General features: G+C 68.0%; 18 protein-coding genes. 12 read left to right on the forward strand and 6 right to left on the reverse strand.

Annotated elements, in window-relative coordinates:
- From dapA to Q9R39_RS07020, 5 genes are all read left to right on the forward strand, one after another.
- Positions 1-906: a 4-hydroxy-tetrahydrodipicolinate synthase gene (gene dapA, locus Q9R39_RS07000; protein WP_137808707.1), complete on the forward strand. Its 906-nt coding sequence runs from the start codon at positions 1-3 to the stop codon at positions 904-906.
- Positions 906-3,002 (forward strand): ribonuclease J, encoded by a 2,097-nt coding sequence (locus Q9R39_RS07005; RefSeq protein WP_311277245.1) that lies wholly within the window; start codon positions 906-908, stop codon positions 3,000-3,002. The genes dapA and Q9R39_RS07005 overlap by 1 nt, the downstream gene beginning before the upstream one ends.
- A gap of 46 nt (positions 3,003-3,048) precedes the next feature.
- Positions 3,049-3,681 carry a TIGR03085 family metal-binding protein gene (locus tag Q9R39_RS07010; protein WP_058250173.1) on the forward strand — a complete coding sequence of 211 codons (633 nt, stop codon included), beginning with the start codon at positions 3,049-3,051 and terminating at the stop codon, positions 3,679-3,681.
- A 79-nt stretch (positions 3,682-3,760) separates the two neighbouring features.
- Positions 3,761-6,742: a DNA translocase FtsK gene (locus Q9R39_RS07015; RefSeq protein WP_311277246.1), complete on the forward strand. Its 2,982-nt coding sequence runs from the start codon at positions 3,761-3,763 to the stop codon at positions 6,740-6,742.
- Between the two features lie 216 nt (positions 6,743-6,958).
- Positions 6,959-7,999, forward strand: a complete 1,041-nt coding sequence (locus Q9R39_RS07020; RefSeq protein ID WP_058250175.1) for a TerC family protein — start codon at positions 6,959-6,961, stop codon at positions 7,997-7,999.
- A 40-nt stretch (positions 8,000-8,039) separates the two neighbouring features.
- Here the strand turns inward: Q9R39_RS07020 and Q9R39_RS07025 are convergent, their stop codons facing one another.
- Together Q9R39_RS07025 and Q9R39_RS07030 are read right to left on the reverse strand one after the other, a co-directional pair.
- Positions 8,040-8,324 (reverse strand): YciI family protein, encoded by a 285-nt coding sequence (locus Q9R39_RS07025; protein ID WP_058250176.1) that lies wholly within the window; start codon positions 8,322-8,324, stop codon positions 8,040-8,042.
- A 2-nt stretch (positions 8,325-8,326) separates the two neighbouring features.
- Entirely contained in the window at positions 8,327-8,842 is a 516-nt protein-coding gene (locus tag Q9R39_RS07030; RefSeq protein WP_058250177.1) for an amino-acid N-acetyltransferase, read from the reverse strand.
- Between the two features lie 131 nt (positions 8,843-8,973).
- Between Q9R39_RS07030 and pgsA the strand changes: the two genes are divergently transcribed.
- The 7 genes from pgsA to Q9R39_RS07065 all read left to right on the forward strand — a co-directional run bounded on the left by pgsA (position 8,974) and on the right by Q9R39_RS07065 (position 14,363).
- Positions 8,974-9,675 carry a CDP-diacylglycerol--glycerol-3-phosphate 3-phosphatidyltransferase gene (gene pgsA / locus Q9R39_RS07035; protein WP_058250178.1) on the forward strand — a complete coding sequence of 234 codons (702 nt, stop codon included), beginning with the start codon at positions 8,974-8,976 and terminating at the stop codon, positions 9,673-9,675.
- 174 nt (positions 9,676-9,849) lie between these two features.
- Positions 9,850-10,221 carry a helix-turn-helix domain-containing protein gene (locus Q9R39_RS07040; protein WP_058250179.1) on the forward strand — a complete coding sequence of 124 codons (372 nt, stop codon included), beginning with the start codon at positions 9,850-9,852 and terminating at the stop codon, positions 10,219-10,221.
- 95 nt (positions 10,222-10,316) lie between these two features.
- Positions 10,317-11,132, forward strand: coding sequence for a phage shock protein PspA (gene pspA, locus Q9R39_RS07045; protein ID WP_058250180.1), 816 nt, complete (start codon positions 10,317-10,319; stop codon positions 11,130-11,132).
- A 29-nt stretch (positions 11,133-11,161) separates the two neighbouring features.
- Positions 11,162-12,364 (forward strand): glycosyltransferase, encoded by a 1,203-nt coding sequence (locus tag Q9R39_RS07050; protein WP_159371894.1) that lies wholly within the window; start codon positions 11,162-11,164, stop codon positions 12,362-12,364.
- The gene (locus Q9R39_RS07055) at positions 12,355-12,549 is read left to right on the forward strand and encodes a DUF3046 domain-containing protein (RefSeq protein ID WP_058250181.1); all 195 of its coding nucleotides are present in this window, start codon (positions 12,355-12,357) and stop codon (positions 12,547-12,549) included. Before Q9R39_RS07050 ends, Q9R39_RS07055 begins: the two co-directional genes overlap by 10 nt.
- A gap of 196 nt (positions 12,550-12,745) precedes the next feature.
- A complete protein-coding gene (gene recA / locus Q9R39_RS07060; RefSeq protein ID WP_006866461.1) occupies positions 12,746-13,789 on the forward strand; it encodes a recombinase RecA in 1,044 nt (347 codons plus the stop codon).
- A 25-nt stretch (positions 13,790-13,814) separates the two neighbouring features.
- A complete protein-coding gene (locus Q9R39_RS07065) occupies positions 13,815-14,363 on the forward strand; it encodes a regulatory protein RecX (protein WP_159370671.1) in 549 nt (182 codons plus the stop codon).
- A gap of 28 nt (positions 14,364-14,391) precedes the next feature.
- On the opposite strand, the gene Q9R39_RS07070 is transcribed toward Q9R39_RS07065, so the two are convergent.
- Genes Q9R39_RS07070 through Q9R39_RS07085 form a run of 4 tightly spaced genes read right to left on the reverse strand, consistent with a single transcriptional unit; the run spans position 14,392 to position 17,709 of the window.
- The gene (locus tag Q9R39_RS07070; protein ID WP_068969884.1) at positions 14,392-15,282 is read right to left on the reverse strand and encodes an amino acid ABC transporter permease; all 891 of its coding nucleotides are present in this window, start codon (positions 15,280-15,282) and stop codon (positions 14,392-14,394) included.
- Positions 15,279-15,956, reverse strand: a complete 678-nt coding sequence (locus Q9R39_RS07075; protein ID WP_058250184.1) for an amino acid ABC transporter permease — start codon at positions 15,954-15,956, stop codon at positions 15,279-15,281. Before Q9R39_RS07075 ends, Q9R39_RS07070 begins: the two co-directional genes overlap by 4 nt.
- A 15-nt stretch (positions 15,957-15,971) precedes the next feature.
- Positions 15,972-16,979 carry a glutamate ABC transporter substrate-binding protein gene (locus Q9R39_RS07080; RefSeq protein ID WP_065628923.1) on the reverse strand — a complete coding sequence of 336 codons (1,008 nt, stop codon included), beginning with the start codon at positions 16,977-16,979 and terminating at the stop codon, positions 15,972-15,974.
- Between the two features lies 1 nt (position 16,980).
- Positions 16,981-17,709, reverse strand: a complete 729-nt coding sequence (locus Q9R39_RS07085; protein ID WP_165630857.1) for an amino acid ABC transporter ATP-binding protein — start codon at positions 17,707-17,709, stop codon at positions 16,981-16,983.
- Between the last annotated feature and the right edge of the window lie 30 nt (positions 17,710-17,739).

The following is a 17,739-nucleotide window of genomic DNA, read 5'->3' on the forward strand; positions in this document are numbered from 1 at the left end:
ATGAACGCAGTCCAGGAACCGCTGCACGAGCATCCCTTCGGGACGAACGTGGTTGCGATGGTCACCCCCTTCCGCCCGGACGGAAGCCTCGATCTGGACAAGGCCGCCGTCCTCGCCGACCACCTGGTCGCCAAGGGATGTGACGGGCTGGTCGTGTCCGGCACCACCGGTGAGTCGCCGACCACCACCGTGCCGGAGAAGCTCGAGTTGCTGCGGGTGGTCCTCGACGCGGTAGGTGATCGGGCCCGGATCACCCAGGGCGCAGGCAGTTACGACACCGCCGAGAGCGTCCGGTTCGCGATCGAGTCCGAGAAGATCGGTGCTCACGCGCTCCTCGTGGTGACCCCCTACTACTCGAAGCCGCCGCAGGCCGGGCTCCTCGCGCACTTCCGGACCGTAGCCGACGCCACCGCGCTGCCGGTGCTGCTCTACGACATCCCGCCGCGATCGGTGGTCCCGATCATGAACGAGACGATGCTCGCCCTGGCCGAACATCCCAACATCCGCGGGGTGAAGGACGCCAAGGGCGACCTGCACTCGGCGGCCGGCCTGATCGCCAGCACCAGCCTGGAGTACCTGTCCGGCGAGGACGCACTCAACCTGCCGTGGCTGTCGATCGGAGCGACCGGTTATGTCAGCGTCATCGGCCACCTTGTCCCGGATCGCCTGCGCGACATGCAGATCGCCGTCGAGAAGGGCGATCTGCCGACCGCCCGCGCGATCAACACCTCGATGCTGCCGCTGGTCAACGCCATGGGCCGCCTCGGCGGGGTCACGATGGTGAAGGCGGCACTGCGCATCCTCGGGCTGGAGGTCGGCGACCCGCGCCTGCCGCAGGTGCCCGCGAACCCCGCGCAGATCGAGGAACTGATCGTGGATCTGCGTGCGGCGGGTGTGCTGCTCTGATGGCGGACAACGACACCACCGGCCCCCACACCGGCAACGACACCGCCGACAACGACACCACCGGCACCGTCCGCCCCCGGACCCGACGCCGGGCGGCCGCCCGCAAGGCCGGCCCGCCGAGTCCGCCCCCCGCAGTGGCCTCCCCGTCCGCCGAGCCGACCCCGCCCGCCGAGCCCACCCCGTCCGCCGAGCCCACCCCGTCCGCCGAGCCTGTCGAGGTGACCTCGAAGGCAAGGGAACCCCGGCGCGCGCGAGCCGAGCGGACCGGATCATCGGAACCGAAGTCCGACGCGAACTCGCCGAAGCACGCGGCCAAGCGTCCGGCGAGCCCCGCGTCGAACACCCGTCGCCCCCGCCACGAGCGCGGCGACGCCCGTGGCGGCCGCCGGCCCGAACCGGCGACCCCGGCCCCCGTCGACCGGCTGGGCACACCCCGCCGACTGCCCAAGGGCGGTCTGCGCGTGGTGGCACTCGGCGGCATCGGCGAGATCGGCCGCAACATGACCGTCTTCGAGTACGACGGCCGCCTGCTGATCGTCGACTGCGGTGTGCTCTTCCCCGAGGACGCCCAACCGGGCGTCGACCTGATCCTGCCGGACTTCCGCTACATCGAAGACCGCATGGACGACGTCGACGCGGTGATCCTGACCCACGGCCACGAGGACCACATCGGCGCCCTGCCGTTCCTTCTCCGGCTGCGCAGTGACATCCCGGTGATCGGCGCGAAGTTCACGCTCGCCCTGGTCGAGGCCAAGTGCCGCGAGCATCGTCTGCGGCCCAAGCTCGTCGAGGTCGTCGAAGGTCAGAAGACCTCGCACGGCCCGTTCGAGTGCGAGTACTTCGCGGTCAACCACTCGATCCCGGACGCCCTGGCCGTCGCGATCCGGACCCCCGCCGGCGTCGTGCTGCACACCGGCGACATCAAGCTCGACCAGCTGCCTCTCGACGGTCGCCTCACCGACCTCGCCGGGTTCAGCCGCCTCGGCGACGAGGGCGTCGACCTCTTCCTGGTGGACTCGACCAACGCCGAGGTGCCCGGCTTCGTGACCCCGGAACGCCAGATCGGCGGGGTTCTCGACCAGGTCATCGGCAAGGCCAAGCAGCGGGTCATCGTGGCGTCGTTCGCCAGCCATGTCCACCGCATCCAGCAGATCATCGACGTCGCGCACACGCACAACCGGCGGGTCACCTTCGTCGGCCGCTCGATGGTGCGCAACATGCAGATCGCGCAGGACCTCGGGTACCTGTCGGTCCCCGACGGCGTGGTCGTCGATCTCGACACCGCGGCGAGCCTGCCGGACCACCGTGTCGTGCTGATCTCGACCGGCTCACAGGGCGAGCCGCTGTCCGCACTCTCCCGGATGGCGCGCGGAGAGCACCGGCAGATCAACATCCGGGCCGACGACCTCGTCGTCTTGGCGTCCTCACTCATCCCCGGCAACGAGAACTCGGTGTTCGCCGTCGTCAACGGGCTGGCCAAGCGCGGCGCCACCGTCATCACCCAGCAGAGCGCGAAGGTCCACGTCTCGGGCCACGCCTCGGCCGGTGAGCTGCTCTACCTCTACAACGCGGTGCGCCCCTCGAATGCGATGCCCGTGCACGGCGAATGGCGGCACCTGCGCGCCAACGCCGCGCTCGCGGTCGCGACGGGTGTGCCCGAGGACCGGGTCGTCCTCGCCGAGGACGGCGTGGTGGTCGACCTCGTCGACGGACGCGCCGACATCGTCGGACGGGTGCCGGTCGGGCACGTCTACGTCGACGGCCTGTCGGTCGGCGACGTGGGGGAGTCGACGCTCTCCGAACGGCTCGTGCTGGGGGAGGGCGGCTTCATCGCCATCACCGTCGCCGTGGACGTGACCACCGGCCGTGCGGTGAGCACACCCGAGGTCTCCGGCCGCGGCTTCTCCGACGACCCGGACGCGCTCAAGGAGGCGGCGGACATCGTCAACCAGACGCTGGATTCCCTGGCGGCCGAGGGTGTCTCCGACACACATCGGATCGCCCAGGGGATTCGCCGTGCGGTGGGACGCTGGGTGTCGACCGCCTATCGTCGCCGACCGATGATCGTGCCGACGGTCATCGCGGTCGGGGACTGACCGGCGTCGAGGAACGAGACCACGGCGTTGTCGCTACCGTGGTCGTGTGACCGGAGCGCAGAAGGAAAGAGCAGCCCTCGTCGAGACCCTTCGAAAGGTGGGCCCCGACGCGCCCACCTTGTGTGAGGGCTGGACCACCCGCGATCTGTTGGCGCATCTCGTGGTCCGGGAACGACGCCCGGACACCGGGCCGGGCATCCTCATCCCGGCTTTCGCCGGCCACACCGAGAAGGTGCGGGCCCAGGCGACGTCGAAGGACTGGGATGCCCAACTGGCGTTGCTCGCCTCGGGGCCGCCGGTCTACTCGCCGTTCAAGCTGGTCGACCGATTCGCCAACCTGGCCGAGATGTTCGTCCACCACGAAGACGTCCTGCGTGGCGGCGCCGACCCCGACGGGCCGTGGACGCCCCGGTCGCTGGCCCCCGAACTCGAGGCGGAGTTGCGCACGCCGGCCAAGTCGATGGGCCGGATGACGCTCAAGAAGGTCCCGGCCCGCGTGACCCTGCGCACCCCGGACGGCGAGGATCTGGTGACGGCGGGATCGGGTGACGACGTCATCGTGACCGGTCGTGTCGGTGAGCTGGTGCTGTTCGCGTTCGGCCGTACACCGGTCGACGTCACATTCGCCGGTGACGCCGCCGCGATCACGGGCGTCCGCGAGAGTTCGCGCGGCCTCTGAGCGATCACAACTTCGACACGCATCCGTTGTCTGTGTTGCCCGTGTGACTGATGTGACCGCTGCCCACTAGTCTGTCGGTATGGCTTCGAAGGCAAGCACGGGTACACGCGCGTCCTCCGCGCGCGGCGCTGCTGGTTCCACGCGCGGTAAATCCGCTCGCGGTGGTTCGGGGCGGGCGAGTTCGGCTCGAGGGAGTTCGACCGCCGCTCGCCGCTCGACGGGTGACGGTTCGAAGAGCGGCGGTTCGAAGAGCGGTGGCTCGCGTCGTCAGACGGGCGCCGGTGCCTCGACGAGGTCGAAGGCCGGGGCATCGCGAAAGAGTTCCCGGTCCGCTGCACCAGCGGAGTCGGTGGACCTGCATCGTCGTTCCGTCGCCGCGGCCGGGGCGTCCGCGGTGGGCAAGGGTATCGGTGCCGGATGGTCGTTGTTCGCGCGCGGCGTCGGCAGCGCCGCCCGGGCGGGCTCGGGCGTCGGCCGCGGACCGCGCACCGAAGCCGTCGGAGAGTTCGACGACATCGACGACACCGACCCGGACTTCGAGGAGTTCGACGACGGGCCCGACGGCAACGGTCGACCCCGGCCCGGCGGTCACAGCCATCGGCGGGACGGGACAGCACTCGGTCTCCTCGCCTTCGGTCTGCTCGTCGGCGCCAGTGTCTGGTTCGGTGCGGCGGGTCCGGTGGGCGCCTTCATCGAGGCCCTCATCCGCGCGGTCATCGGGTCGGCGGCCGTGCTCGTGCCGGTCGGTCTCCTCGCGCTGGCAGTCGTCCTGATGCGACGGCCGGCCGCCCCGGAGCGACGCGGCCGCTACCTGTCGGGTGGGTTCCTGGTGATCCTTCCGCTGCTCGGTCTGATGCACCTCGTCGCCGGTGCGCCGGTCGACCTCCCCGGACGGTCCGGCGCGGCCGGGTTCGTCGGCTTCGCGGTGGGCACACCGTTGACCGCGGGTGTCACCGCGTGGGTCTCGGTGCCGATCCTGTTGTTGTGCATGGCATTCGGCGTACTCATCCTCAGCGGCCGAACCGTCCGCGAGGTCGTCGACGCCGCCGCCGGTTACCTCGGGCTGGGTGTCGGACGAGCGGACGACGCGCCCTGGGACGACGACGAGTGGGATGCCGACGCCGAGAACTACGACGATCCGGATTTCGACGACCCCGATACCGAGACCGACAGCGCCGAGTCGGATCCCTGGGACTCCGGTGCGCTCGAGTCGCGGTCCCGGCGTCGGCCGTACTCGTCGAACCCGTACGACAACTACCCGCCGGATTCGGCGCCGGCGCGGACCTCGGGACGGACGTCGCGGCGCAAGCCCGCCGACGTCGCCGACGTCGCCCCGCTCGAGGAGGCCGTCACCGAGAACTTCGCGGATGCCGACCAGCAGGTCACCGAGGTGATCGCGCCGAGCCCCCGTACCCGCGCCACCCCGGCCCGGCGGGCCACCGCGCGATCCGCGCCGCGTCCCGCACCCGAACCGGAGCCCCGGCACGAACCCGATCTCGACGACGAGATGACGGACGAGGGGATGTCGGACGACGAGGCGTTCATCCCGTCCGATCCCACCGCGGACGGGGACTATCGCCTGCCGCCCGCCGACCTTCTCCTCGAGGGCGATCCGCCGAAGATGGGCAGCAGCGCCAACGACGACATGATCGACCGGATGACCGGCGTGCTGGAGCAGTTCAAGATCGACGCCGCGGTCACCGGATACACCCGCGGGCCGACCGTCACGCGATACGAGATCGAACTCGGCCCGGGCGTGAAGGTCGAGAAGATCACCGCGCTGCAACGCAACATCGCCTACGCCGCGGCAACGGACAACGTGCGCCTGCTCGCGCCGATCCCCGGCAAGTCCGCGGTCGGTATCGAGGTCCCCAACTCCGACCGTGAGATGGTTCGCCTGGCCGACGTGCTGAATTCGCCGTCGACCCGGAAGGACAAGCATCCGTTGGTGATCGGGCTCGGCAAGGACATCGAGGGTGATTTCGTCAGCGCCAACCTGGCGAAGATGCCGCACCTGCTGGTCGCCGGGTCGACCGGCTCGGGCAAGTCGAGCTTCGTCAATTCGATGCTCGTGTCGCTGCTCAGCCGTGCGACGCCGGAGCAGGTGCGGATGATCCTGATCGACCCGAAGATGGTCGAGCTCACCCCGTACGAGGGAATCCCGCACCTCATCACGCCGATCATCACGCAACCGAAGAAGGCCGCTGCCGCACTCGCCTGGCTCGTCGAGGAGATGGAGCAGCGCTACCAGGACATGAAGGCCTCGCGGGTGCGCCACATCGACGACTTCAACTCGAAGGTCCGGTCGGGAGACATCACCGCCCCGCTGGGCAGCGAACGCGTCTACAAGCCGTATCCGTACATCTTGGCCATAGTCGACGAGCTCGCCGACCTGATGATGACCGCGCCCCGCGACGTCGAGGACGCGATCGTGCGGATCACCCAGAAGGCGCGCGCCGCCGGCATCCATCTGGTGCTCGCGACGCAGCGTCCGTCGGTCGATGTCGTCACCGGTCTGATCAAGACCAACGTGCCGTCGCGGCTGGCGTTCGCGACGTCGTCGCTGACCGACTCACGCGTCATCCTGGATCAGCCGGGTGCCGAGAAGCTGATCGGCATGGGCGACGGCCTGTTCCTCCCGATGGGCGCCAACAAGCCGATCCGCATGCAGGGTGCCTACATCACCGACGAGGAGATCGCCGCGGTCGTCGATTTCTCCAAGGAGCAGGCCGAGCCGGAGTACACCGAGGGTGTCACCGCGGCGAAGGCGGGCGACAAGAAGGACATCGACAGCGACATCGGCAACGACCTCGACGATCTCCTGCAGGCGATCGAACTGGTCGTGTCGAGCCAGTTCGGGTCGACGTCGATGCTGCAGCGCAAGCTGCGGGTCGGGTTCGCCAAGGCCGGCCGTCTCATGGACCTGATGGAGACGCGGGGAGTGGTCGGCCCCAGCGAGGGCTCCAAGGCGCGTGAGGTGCTCGTGAAGCCCGACGATCTGGCGGGGGTGATCGCCTCGATCACCGGCGGCGGCGACGAAACGGACAGTTCCGGCACCTGACGCGGGTTGCTGACCTGCGGTTTCTGCAGGCTTCCTGCGGTTTGTATAAGGTAGCCGGAGATCCATGAGGGGAGTATCCCCAAAGCGGCGTCTCCGTCAATACGGTCACGATTCGCAACGATGCCGATCATCGTCGCGGCCCTGACCCGGAGCGTCGGCCCCCGTTCGGTGGGAGAGACCTCTGGCTCGTCAGCTCATGCTGCCTTAAGGTTACAAGTGGATGTTTCGCTGTCCGTATGGCTGATCACCTGTGCGGTGATCCTCGCCTTGTTCGCGTTCGACTTCTTCACCCACGTGCGGGTGCCCCACGCGCCGTCGCTCAAGGAGTCGGGCATCTGGTCGGCGATCTACATCGGATTCGCCGTCATCTTCGGTCTGTTCGTCTGGTGGAACTGGGGATCGACCTTCGGCGGTGAGTACTTCGCCGGTTACGTCACCGAGAAGGCGCTGTCGGTGGACAACCTGTTCGTCTTCGTCATCATCATGGCGAAGTTTGCGGTGCCGAAGGAGTACCAGCAGAAGGTCCTGCTGCTCGGCATCCTGATGGCCCTCATCATGCGCGGCATCTTCATCGCCGTCGGTGCGGCCGCCATCAACGCCTACAGCTGGGTCTTCTACCTGTTCGGCGCGTTCCTGATTTTCACCGCCGTCAAGCTGCTCCGCGAGAGCGACGACCCGGTCGAGCACGAGGAGGAGCGCGAGACGCGTCTCGAGCGCTTCGTCAAGCGTTACCTGCGCACGCATGACTCGTACGACCGCGACAAGCTGTTCACCCGCGTCAACGGCAAGCGCCTCGCGACCCCGATGCTGATGGTTCTCATCGTCATCGGCTTCACCGACGTACTGTTCGCGCTCGACTCGATCCCGGCCATCTACGGCCTCACGTCCGAGCCCTACCTGGTCTTCACCGCCAACGCGTTCGCCCTGATGGGTCTGCGTCAGCTGTTCTTCCTCATCGGCGGACTGCTCGACCGCCTGGTGTACCTGTCCATCGGCCTGTCGATCATCTTGGCCTTCATCGGCGTCAAGCTGGTCCTCCACGCCCTGCACGAGAACACCCTGGCGTTCATCAACGGTGGCGAGCACGTGGCGGTCCCCGAGATCTCGACCGGGCTGTCGCTGTCGGTGATCCTCGGTGTCCTGGTGATCACCACGGTGGCCAGCCTGATCAAGAGTCGCGGGATGGCGAAGTCGCCGGAGGTCGAATCCGCCGGCGACACGACCGACGCCCCGGCACCGAAGTCCAAGGACTCCTGACCCGTCCACGTCCACCCGTCGCCGACGGGTGGACGTGGCATCAGCCCGGGAACGGCCCGAACACCTGCGTCCACTCGTCGATGCGGATGGCGTCGACGGCTTGATGCGCCTGGAACGGGTCGTTGGCCAGGAATGCCTCGGCCGCCTCGAGGTCGGCTGCGCGGATGACGATGAGCGCGCCCGACCCGTCGGGATAGGGGCCGGCGATCAGCACGTTGCCCGCCGAATGTTCTTCCGCGAGCCACTCTCGGTGCACAGGCCGGTGCTGATCCCGCAGGGCGGCCTTGGCGGGGCGATAGGTGTACTGCACGGCGAAGAACGGCATGGTCACTCCTGCTCGATGGTTGCCAGCATCCGGGTGTTGCCCAGGGTGTTGGGTTTGACGTAACTGAGGTCGAGAAACTCTGCGACGCCGGTGTCATAGGACCGGCACATCTCCTCGAACACCTCGCGCGTGACCGGGGTGCCCTGGATCTCGGCGAAACCGTGCCGCGCGAAGAAGGCCGTCTCGAACGTGAGCACGAAGACGCGCGAGAGCTGCAGTTCGCGGGCGACCGCCATGAGCCGGTCGACGAGGAGGTGGCCGATGCCGCGCCCGGCGTGGGCGTTGTCGACGGCGACCGTGCGGACCTCGCCGAGATCGGCCCAGAGCACATGCAGCGCACCACAACCGACGACCAGGCCGTCGACGTCGGCGACCCAGAACTCCTGGACGGACTCGTAGAGCGTGACGAGGTTCTTCTCGAGGAGGATTTTCCCGGCGTACTGGTCGATCAGTTCTTTGATCCGCGGGACGTCGGAGGTGCGCGCACGACGGATGACGACGTGATCGGCGGGGGACATGGGAATTCAGCTTAGTCTCTGCGATGGGGCGACCTGTGCACGTCGTTCGCCGGGACTGCCGATACCCTGATGGGCGTGTACTTGAGGACTGCCCTGAACTGCGGCACGACGCCGCGGTCAGGAGCGAGCTCATGACCGACCGGATCCGGCGCGCCGTCGAAGAGAACGGCATCGCCAATGCGGGCCGCGGGCCCGACCACATCACCGACCCGGTGGACCCGGTGCCGGTGGTCAACATCGCCAATGCACTCACGGTGTTCCGGATCGTCCTGGTGCCGGTGTTCCTGGTCGCGCTGTTCATGGAGTCGGGCGAGTCGACGCTGTGGCGCACGATCGCCACGATCGTCTTCGGGGTCGCGGCCCTGACCGACCGGTACGACGGGATGATCGCGCGGCAGCGCGGCCTGATCACCGACTTCGGGAAGCTGGCCGACCCCATCGCGGACAAGGCCCTCATCGGCGGTGCCCTCGTCGGGTTGTCGATCCTCGGCATCCTGCCGTGGTGGGTCACCGTGGTGATCGTCGCCCGCGAGGTGTGGGTGACGGCGCTGCGTTTCTGGGTGTTGCGGCACAAGGTCATCCCGGCCAGCCGCGGCGGCAAGCTCAAGACGCTGCTGCAGGCGCTCGCCATCGGTCTGTACCTGCTCCCGCTCGGCGGACCGTGGCAGCTCGCCGCCGACATCCTGATGGGACTGGCGGTGGTGGTGACGATCTACACGGGTCTGGACTACACCTGGCAGGCGGTCAAGGTCCGGTCCGATCGCGATGAGACCGCACCCCGGCCGGTGGCACCGCACGGACGTGCTGTGGGAGGAACCGGCGGCGGTCGCTGACTTCGACTATCGTCGATCAGACGGTGCTGACCCGACCGTGGGTGCCGACGCCGCCGGTGCTGCGGGGAACCCGTCGGGACCGCGAAGCGTTGGGTAGGGCAGCAGGCGCGCCGCCGGTTCGGTGGGCGCCGAGCAGTTCAGTTGGGCCGAGACGTTCAGTAGGGAGGAGACTCGATGGCGATGCTCTTACGCGAGGCGCTCGGCGACAGCCTGCGTCGGGTCCGGACGCAGCAGGGCCGGACCCTGCGCGAGGTGTCCACCGGTGCGCGGGTGAGTCTGGGCTACCTCTCGGAAGTCGAACGCGGTCAGAAGGAGGCGTCGAGCGAACTGCTCGCCGCGATCTGCGACGCGCTCGACGTCGAGATCGCCGACCTGCTCCTCGAAGTCGGCAGCGCAATGCGTCCGGCCGGTGCCGAACCCGTCGTGGTCGGCGCCGAGCCGATGGGTGACGGCGTCGAAGCCACCGAGGCCGGACTGACCGCGACCAAGGTCGTGATCCCGGCTCCCGCCGGCCGCCGGGAGGCCACGGCTCTCGCGGCTGCCTGACCCGCACCGTCTGAACGACACCGACTCAACACCGGACTCGCAGACGCTAGATTGGTCACCAGAGTTCTCAGACCCCTGAATGGAGTACGACGAGCATGGCGAACCCGTTCGTGAAGTTGTGGCGCTACCTCACAGCACTCGGCAACGCGAAGATCGACGAGCACGCTGACCCGAAGGTCCAGATCCAGCAGGCGATCGAGGACGCCCAGCGCCAGCACCAGGCGCTCTCGCAGCAGGCGGCCTCGGTGATCGGCAACCAGCGTCAGCTCGAGATGAAGCTGAACCGGCAACTCGAGGACGTCGAGCGGCTGCAGGCGAACACCCGCCAGGCGCTGACGCTGGCCGATCAGGCCGCCGCGGCCGGCGACACCCAGAAGGCGACCGAGTACACCAACGCCGCCGAGGCGTTCGCGGCCCAGCTGGTGACCGCCGAGCAGAGCGTGGAGGACCTCAAGTCCTTGCACGACCAGTCGCTCCAGGCGGCCGATCAGGCCAAGAAGGCCGTCGAGCGCAACGCGATGATCCTGCAGCAGAAGCTGTCCGAGCGTTCGAAGCTGCTCAGTCAACTCGAGCAGGCGAAGATGCAGGAGCAGGTCTCGGCGTCGCTGAACCAGATGAGCGAGCTGTCGGTACCCGGCAACACGCCGAGCCTCGACCAGGTCCGCGACAAGATCGAACGACGCTACGCGAACGCGCTCGGTTCGGCGGAGCTGGCCAAGAACTCCGTGCAGGGCCGCATGCAGGAGGTCGAGCAGGCCGGCGTGCAGATGGCCGGACATTCTCGTCTCGAACAGATCCGCGCGAGCATGCGCGGTGACGCGCTGCCCGCCGCCGGGACGACCGCACCGGGTCTGCAGAAGCCGGCGACCCAGTCCGCGCCGCCGACCACCGAGCCGCCCCAGCAGAACTGACAGATCGCGCACGCGTGCACGACGAACCCGTGCGCGTCGCGATCGTCGCGGGCTCCGACGCCGGGCATGCCTTCCCGGCTTTCGCGCTGGCCGAGCGGTTCCGCTCCGCCGGTGACACACCGGTCGTGTTCACCTCCCTCGCATGGTCGGAGGCCGCGCGCCGCCGGGGGATCGACATCGCTGATCTCCCGGGGCTGCGCGCCGAGGACTCCGACGACGACTCCGACGCCGGAGCCAAACTGAGTGCCCGCGCCGCGCGCATGGCCCAGCAACTCGTCGGGCCGCTGCGTGCGGCCGGGTCGCAACTCGTCATCTCCGACGTCATCACCGTGGGCGGGGGCTGGGCCGCTCAACTGTGTGGACTGCCCTGGATCGAGCTGTCGCCGCATCCGCTGTACCGGCCGTCCCGGGGACTACCGCCGATCGGGTCCGGGCTCGAACCGGGTCGCGGCGTCGGGGGTCGGCTGCGCGACACGCTGATGCGCGCCGCCACCGCGTCGTCGATCCGCCAGGGCGTGCGGCAGCGGGACGCTGCCCGGCGGACGATCGGGCTGGGTGATGTCGACGCGGAACCGGCGGCGCGACTCATCGCCACCCTTCCCGGCCTCGAGGTCCCGCGCCCCGACTGGCCGACCGACGCGCATCTCGTCGGACCCCTGGTGTGGGAGCCCACCGACGATCACTTCACCGTGCCTCCCGGCGATCACCCCCTCGTCGTCGTCGCCCCGTCGACCGCGCAGACCGGCGCCGCCGACATGCTCGGCGAGGCTCTCGAAGCGTTGTCGCCCGACACACTGGGCCGGACCGTGCGGGTGGTGGTCTCGGGGCTCCGCGACCCCGACGGGGCTGATCTCGCCCGCTTCCGCGGGGAACTGATCACGGCGGGGCCGGGCCGGCAGGACGAGGTGCTCGCGCACGCCGACCTGCTGATCTGTGGCTCCGGGCACGGGATCCTCGCGAAGGCGATGCTCGCGACGGTGCCGGTCGTCGCGGTACCCGGTGGGGGTGACCAGTGGGAGCTCGCCGCCCGGATCCGACGAGCCGGCGCGGGGCAGGCGGTGCGTCCGGTCACCGCGGACGCGGTTGCCGACGCCGTGCGGGCCGTCCTGGACGATCCGGCACATGCACGCGCAGCGGGTGCGATCGGGGAGTCGGTGACCGACGTCGTCGACCCGGTGGCGGTCGCGCATCGCGTTCTGGCGGCGTCACCTAGGCTGGACCCGTGCGTCTGACCGAGTTCACCGAGTTGATGACCACCGAATTCGGTGTGCCGTCGGCGGATTCGATCCTGTCCGATCACATCCTGATCGAGGTCGGCGGACGCACGGGTGCCCAGGCGATCGACGACGGGGTCGACCCGCGCGACGTCTGGATCGCGATCTGTCGCGACTTCGACGTACCGCGCCATCGCTGGTGACGCGCACCGCGTGTCACACTTGCCATCGAACAGGTGTTCGTCCATCCTGGTGCCCAGAGGTGAAATCAGACGGAACCACACGGGCCGAGTCTGCGTCTGAAGAGTTGTCGGACCCACCGGCTACTTTCATCACATGAACGCCCGGACCGCACAGACCGCCCGCCGGAAATCCGGCTCACAACCGAGGAGAACTCCCATGGCACCTGCGCCCCAAGACCGCGAGAAGGCTCTCGACCTCGCCCTCGCGCAGATCGACAAGAACTTCGGCAAGGGTTCGGTGATGCGGCTCGGCGAGGAGACCCGTCAGCCGATCGAGATCATCCCCACCGGGTCCATCGCGCTCGACGTCGCCCTCGGTATCGGCGGACTGCCCCGCGGCCGCGTCGTGGAGATCTACGGTCCGGAGTCCTCGGGTAAGACGACCGTCGCCCTGCACGCCGTCGCCAACGCCCAGGCGCAGGGCGGCATCGCCGCGTTCATCGACGCCGAGCACGCACTCGATCCCGACTACGCCGCCAAACTCGGCGTCGACACCGACGCGCTGCTGGTGTCCCAGCCCGACACCGGTGAGCAGGCGCTCGAGATCGCGGACATGCTGATCCGATCGGGCGCGCTCGACATCCTGGTCATCGACTCGGTGGCCGCGCTGGTCCCCAAGGCCGAGATCGAGGGCGAGATGGGCGACAGCCACGTCGGTCTGCAGGCCCGCCTGATGAGCCAGGCCCTGCGGAAGATGACCTCCGCGCTGAACCAGTCGAAGACCACCGCGATCTTCATCAACCAGCTACGCGAGAAGATCGGCGTCATGTTCGGTTCGCCCGAGACCACCACGGGCGGAAAGGCGCTGAAGTTCTACTCGTCGGTGCGCCTCGACGTCCGCCGGATCGAGACCCTCAAGGACGGGACCGACGCGGTCGGTAACCGCACACGCGTCAAGGTCGTCAAGAACAAGGTCGCACCGCCGTTCAAGCAGGCCGAGTTCGACATCCTCTACGGCCAGGGCATCAGCAAGGAGGGCTCGCTGATCGACATGGGTGTCGCGGAGGGCTTCATCCGCAAGTCCGGTTCGTGGTTCACCTACGAGGGCGATCAACTCGGCCAGGGCAAGGAGAACGCGCGCAAGTTCCTGCTCGAGAACGTCGACATCCGCGACGAGATCGAGAAGAAGATCAAAGAGAAGCTGGGCATCGGCGCAACCGTCGACGCCGACGACATCGCCCCCGCCCCAGTCGAATTCTGACATCGAAGGCGAGTTCAGGTAGACCGTGAGCGAGGCAACGGACCCCGGGCAGACGCGCACACGGCGGGACAACGACCCCGACCGTAAGGGACCCAGCGCATGGGACTCGGCGCTCCGACTGCTCGGGGTCCGTGCGCGTTCACGCCAGGAGATGCGAGAGCGATTGACGCGCAAGGGTTTCGAACCCGAGGCGGTCGACGACGTGATGGCGCGCCTGGAGCAACACAACCTCCTCGACGACGAGGAGTTCGCCTCCGATTGGGTACGATCCCGCCACCTCAACTCCGGTAAGGGGCGCGTCGCGTTACGACACGAGCTCCGCACCAAGGGGATCGACGAGTCGATCATCGCCGAGGCCCTCGCCGACATCGACCCCGACGACGAACGTGAGATCGCGTCGGGTCTGGTCGTGCGCAAACTCACGCCCTCGGTCGTCGACCGGATAGCCGAGGATCGCGCCGAACGCGACAAGGCGATGCGACGTCTCGTCGGAATGCTGGTGCGGCGCGGCTATTCCCAATCCCTGGCGTTCGACGTCGTGGGGGAGGCGCTCAGCGAGCTGCGTAGCGGCTGAGCGCCCCCACACGACGATCGTGCGGGTGTCACCTGCCGGTCGGCAGGTTCTCCGACGCAGCGAGTTCGGTCTCTTCCGGATCCGCGGGCGGTGCGGACGACCGGCGCCCCTGCCGGAGCCGGCGTTCGAGGCTGGTGGCGAAGGTCGAGAGCCCGAAGTTGATCAGGATCATGATGATGGCCACGACGATCAGTGCCGGGATGTAGTTGCCGTAGCGCGACGCCGAGAGCAGGCCGCTGCGGACCACCTCGGAGTAACCGATGATGTAGCCCAGCGCACTGTCCTTCAGCGCCACGACCATCTGCGAGATCAGTGCGGGCATCATCGCCGTGATCGCCTGTGGCAGAAGGATGATGCGCATCATCTGGCTCTTGCGCAGACCCAGGGCCATCGACGCCTCGGTTTGTCCCTTGGGCAGTGAGTTGATACCGGATCGCAGGATCTCGGCCATGACCGACCCGTTGTACAGGGTGAGTCCGGTGACCACCGCCGCGAACGCCAGGAAGGACGACGGGAAGACCCCGTAGATCGCGAACAGGAACCAGGTGAACACCATCAGGATCAGCACCGGGATGGCGCGGAACACCTCGACGAACAGGCCCGCGATGGTGCGTACCCACAGGTGATCGGAGAGTCGGCCGATACCGAGGACCGCACCGAGCAACAACGACAGCACGATCGAGACCGCCGCGGCCGCGAGGGTCCGCCACAGGCCCGGCAGGATGTAGCCGGTCCAAGTGCTCCACGTGACGAACGGCGACCACTTCTCGGCGGTGAACTGTTCGTTGGCGGCGAGGACGGCGATCACGTAGATCGCGATCGCGGCCAGGACCGCGATGAACGCGATCGCCAGCAAGCGGTTCCGGGTGCGGGCGCGTGGTCCCGGGGCGTCGTAGAGGACGGTCGAGTCAGCGCTCATCGTTTCACCGCCAGTCGCTTGGCGAGGTAGCCGAAGACGGCACCCTCGCTGAGTGTGATGATCATGAATCCCGCCGCGATGACGCCGAAGATGACGAACAGCTGGTCGGAGTAGGTCTCGATCTCGGTCTTCATCAGAGCCGCCGCCTCGGCGACGCCGATCACCGAGGCGACCGTCGTGTTCTTGGTGAGCGCGATCAGGACGCTGCCCAGCGGACCGATCACCGACCGGATCGCCTGTGGCAGCACGATGACCCCGAAGACCTGCGTGAACGAGAGGCCGAGGGAGCGAGCGGCTTCGGCCTGCCCGAGCGGGACCGTGTTGAAGCCGGAGCGCAGCGTCTCACAGACGAACGTCGAGGTGTACAGCACGAAGGCGAGGACGGCGAGCCAGAAGTTGTTCGACTCGATCGTCGGCGCGAAGGTCAGGCCCAGGTTCTGGTACAGGCCGATCGCACAGAACAGCACCACGAGTGTCAGCGGCGTGTTGCGGACGATGTTCACGTAGACCTCGGCGAAGCCGCGCATCACCGGCACGGGGGAGACCCGCATGGCCGCGAGGATCGTGCCCCACACCAGCGAGCCGATCGCCGAGTAGAAGGTCAGCTGGATGGTCACCCAGAAGGCGGGCCACAGCTCTGGACCCATGCTCTCCCACAGAGAGACGTCATTCATCGGTAGCTCCGTCGCTCACTGCAGCCCGGGCGGGCACGGTGTGGAGGGCGAGTCGAGGAAGTCGAGGTCGCCGGGATCGGGCAGGTAGGGGAACTTCGAGTCCGGACGGTCGGCGCGGGCGATGATCTCGTCCACGTAGGGATTGCCGAGTGCCTCGCGCAGCGCGGCGTTCCAGGCCGACTCGCCGTCGACGGAAGGCGCGAGCATCGCGTCGAGTGCCGTGTTGACGGCGTTCTGCGACGCCGTGTCGTCCAGAGCCAGCCCCACGCCGTAGCGCTCGGTGGAGAACGGACTGCCCGCGGTCTTCAGGGCATCCTTCACGCAGGCGTCCTTGAGGTAGGTCATCTCGACGAGCTTGAACTCGCCCTCCCAGAAGTTGGAGTAGCCGGCGAGGATCGCCTCGTCGGTGGTCACCGCGTCGACCTTGTCGCGACGCAGCGCCTCGACGCAGGCCGAGTAGGAGTCGTACTCCTGCAACTGGACCGCGGGCAGCTGTGCCTTGACGTTCTGCGCCGGTGTCGAGCCGGTCACCGAGCAGAGCTTCTTGCCCTTGTCGAGGTCGGCGAGTTCGTCGATCGTGTTGTCGTCGGCGCGCACCATCAGACCCTGGTACGTGACGAGATAGGGACCGCCGAAGGACACCTTCTTCGAGCGCGCCGCGTTGATCGAGTACGTGGCCGCGATCAGGTCGACCTCACCGTTGTCGATCATCGCCTCGCGGCGCGCCGAGGGGGTCTCGCGCCAGGTGACCTCGGGATGGGGGACACCGAGGTCGTCGGCGATGTGGTTGACGACATAGCGCGACACCGAGGCGTCGAATCCCTCGACGTTGCCGTCCGGCTCGTAGAGGCCGAGACCGGGCTGGTCGAACTTGACGCCCAGCACGACCGATCCCTCGCGGATGGAGTCGAGCAGGTTGCGCGGTTCGGTGCTGCCGCAGGCGGACAACACGGTGGCGAGCAGGGCGCCGACCGCGAGGACCAGGCCCGCGGTCCGCATCGGGCGGGTGGTTCGCTGTGTCATGTCAGTGCCCCAGGATCTTGCCGAGGAAGTCCCGGGCGCGATCGGTCGACGGGTTGCTGAAGAACGTCTCCGGATCGGAGTCCTCGATGATCGCCCCGTCGGACATGAAGATGATGCGGTCGGCGGCCTTGCGCGCGAAGCCCATCTCGTGGGTGACGACCACCATCGTCATGCCCTCTTTCGCGAGGGACACCATCACGTCGAGCACCTCGTTGACCATCTCCGGGTCGAGGGCCGAGGTCGGTTCGTCGAACAACATGATCTTCGGGTTCATCGCCAGCGACCGGGCGATGGCCACGCGCTGCTGCTGGCCGCCGGAGAGTTGGGCGGGGTACTTGTCCTTCTGGCTGGCGATGCCGACGCGCTCGAGCAGTTCGAGGGCGCGCTTGCCGGCCTCGTCCTTGCTCTTCTTGCGCACCTTGATCGGCGCGAGCGTGACATTCTCGAGGATCGTCTTGTGCGAGAACAGGTTGAAGGACTGGAAGACCATTCCGACGTCGGCGCGGAGCCGGGCGAGGTCCTTGCCCTCGGCGGGCAGCACCTGACCCTCGACCAGGATCTCGCCGCCGTCGATCGGCTCGAGGCGATTGATCGTGCGGCAGAGGGTGGACTTGCCCGAGCCCGACGGTCCGAGGACCACCACGACCTGACCGGCGGGGACCTCGAGATCGATGTCCTTGAGGACGTGCAACGACCCGAAGTGTTTCTGCACCCCGCGCATCGCGATCATCGGCTGGGACCCTGGGTCCGCGGACTTACT

The sequence above is a fragment of the Gordonia sp. AC31 genome (assembly GCF_031844505.1).
GTDB lineage: Bacteria > Actinomycetota > Actinomycetes > Mycobacteriales > Mycobacteriaceae > Gordonia > Gordonia hongkongensis.